2 protein-coding genes and 1 tRNA gene are annotated in these 2260 nt (G+C 41.6%); 1 reads left to right on the top strand and 2 read right to left on the bottom strand.

The window, feature by feature from the left end:
- Positions 1 to 809: 809 nt before the first annotated feature.
- Positions 810 to 1049: a hypothetical protein gene (locus tag Q0X72_RS13705; RefSeq protein ID WP_297766560.1), complete on the top strand. Its 240-nt coding sequence runs from the start codon at positions 810 to 812 to the stop codon at positions 1047 to 1049.
- Here the strand turns inward: Q0X72_RS13705 and Q0X72_RS13710 are convergent.
- Together Q0X72_RS13710 and Q0X72_RS13715 are read right to left on the bottom strand one after the other, a co-directional pair.
- The gene (locus Q0X72_RS13710; protein WP_297766562.1) at positions 1046 to 1447 is read right to left on the bottom strand and encodes a hypothetical protein; all 402 of its coding nucleotides are present in this window, start codon (positions 1445 to 1447) and stop codon (positions 1046 to 1048) included. The two genes, Q0X72_RS13705 and Q0X72_RS13710, sit on opposite strands and share 4 nt — an antisense overlap.
- Before the next feature lie 635 nt (positions 1448 to 2082).
- Positions 2083 to 2170, bottom strand: a tRNA-Ser gene (locus tag Q0X72_RS13715).
- Between the last annotated feature and the right edge of the window lie 90 nt (positions 2171 to 2260).

Below are 2260 nucleotides of genomic sequence, written 5' to 3' on the forward strand. Positions count from 1 at the left end.
ACCAGAAAGAAGCTATAAAGAAGCAGGAATGCGCCACCACCATTTTCACCCGCCATGACAGGAAATGTAAGAAAGTCATTCAGGCTCAATGTAGCACCGGCAGCAATGACCACAAACGTGCTGGGCCCGCGCCACAGGAAATTAGATTTTTTAGTCGTCGATGCCATAAACCATGTTTATGTTTCAGGGCCGCCTATTATCCTGATCAGGAGCCTGGAGTAAACCAAGGAAGAAAATTAAAAACCGGCGCTCTGTTCACTGTAGTCCGGGCATAATTAATTACTGCCCCCTCTCTCAAGGTCATATTTCCTTAAGTGAACGCTATGTGTTGTTATCACGCACTCCATCTTGATACCTTTTGAGGCAGTTAGAGAAACAGATCCAGTCGGGTGCGGCCATTTCATACGGTCGGCCTGTTTGTCATTTATCCCTGCAGCAAAATGATCTCGAGGAAGGTTAGACTATTCATGGGTTATCGGAAACAGACCTGGGCTAAGGAGCAACTCGCAATGGTCGTAAATGGCGTCCACTGACTACTGAAAAAGACTATACTTATTTCTTATAGCGGCAGCAGTTATTATATGGTTAAAATTATTTCAAAGTTCCCGATACTTTATCTGTCAATTTTCTTTTGCCTTTGCTACTGGGTAATCGAGTCCGTTGTCCATTTCATTTTCTTTGATAATTCCTGGATTGATCTGCTCCCTGATGATTCACATGAACTGTGGATGAGGTTAACAGTCACATTTTTGATTTTATTATTTGGTATTGTCGGAGAAGTATTTACCAAAATATTACTAAGAAAGGAGATGGAAAAAGTTGAAATTTACACCTCTATGCTTCAAGCCAATAATCATATACTGAACAATTTCCTTAACAAGATGTATTTATTTAAGATGGAGGCGGACGAAAGCAAAGATTTTGACAAGGAAATATTGGCCGAGTATTCAGGAATAATAGATGAGACTAAAGCACAAATAAAAAATCTGGAAGGTATAGAAAAGCCGCTTAAAAATAAAATTGATCAGCGATTAAAAGAACATCTCTAATCCATTGGGTCTACTCCACAATCGTCATACATGTTTAGCCTGGCTTCAACTCCTATCAGAGCAATAGAGCTTTCAAAGGTTGTAGTAGTGTCCTCAAAATTCGGATCATCCCTTGAGCCATCAAAAAGTATTTTTTTGTTACCGTTAGTTAACCCGACTACTTGATGTATATACACAATACTTCCGTCTTCGACAGTCTGAGCCGCTGCATAAACATTAACCATATCAGCAATATATAATTCACCTCCTTCACTTGTAATTGAACTGCTGGCAACTCGCTCTGCCATAGCATGACCCACATACTTCAGAGTATATCTAAAGCCTTCGGAAAGTTTCTTTTTGTCATGAATCACTGCTTGAGCAGTTATCGGCTCAAATATAGGATCTTCACTAATCATATCAACATTTAGTATCACTTTAGTCCCCTGACTGGAAATATACTAATATATGCAATAGCATATTTCAGGCCAGAAAATCAGTACCGAGTAACTTTCTTTAAGTACATGATATACATAGAATAAATTTCAAAACAAAGATGGATAGAAATCAGAAAACATTTATTTTTGGGAAATATTCCCCAATTATAGGGGATATCACCCATTTTTGGGTGCACATGGGTACGCATCTCATTTGAGGGATGAACCACGCGGGAATTGAAATAATGCCGGAATCCGGGATATGCGCATCTTGCGCTTGTGCGAGATAAAACCGAGAAGCTCTGTAAACGGTTTCTGTATGCGAGTTTTTGTTATTCCTTTGCGAATCGTTATTTGCCCAAGAAAGGTACTTATCGCATGGTAAATGATCCGAGTTACCTGAGGAGATGAACTCATCACAAAATAAAAGTCCTAAGTTACATTAACTTAGGGCTTGTAGAGGAGGGAGGAATTACTCGGGCTATCCTTGCCTTCGCCCCTTTGGGGCCGCGCTGGGCGCGTTCAAATTCATTCCTGATGAATTTGTCGAACTCGCGTGGGATCTCACCCTGTGCACTCCGCCATAAAAAAACCCCGCGCAAGGCGGGGTTTGTATATGGCGGAGAGAGAGGGATTCGAACCCTCGATACGTTGCCGTATACACACTTTCCAGGCGTGCTCCTTCAGCCACTCGGACACCTCTCCAGTTTTTTCGGTCGTTGCATCCTTTCAACAAATCTAAGCTTTTCAGCTAAGGAGCACACCGGCGTGCTCGTTGATGAAACCCTTCCGGGG

Origin of the sequence: uncultured Muriicola sp. (assembly GCF_947258935.1) — a bacterium.
GTDB lineage: Bacteria > Bacteroidota > Bacteroidia > Flavobacteriales > Flavobacteriaceae > Muriicola.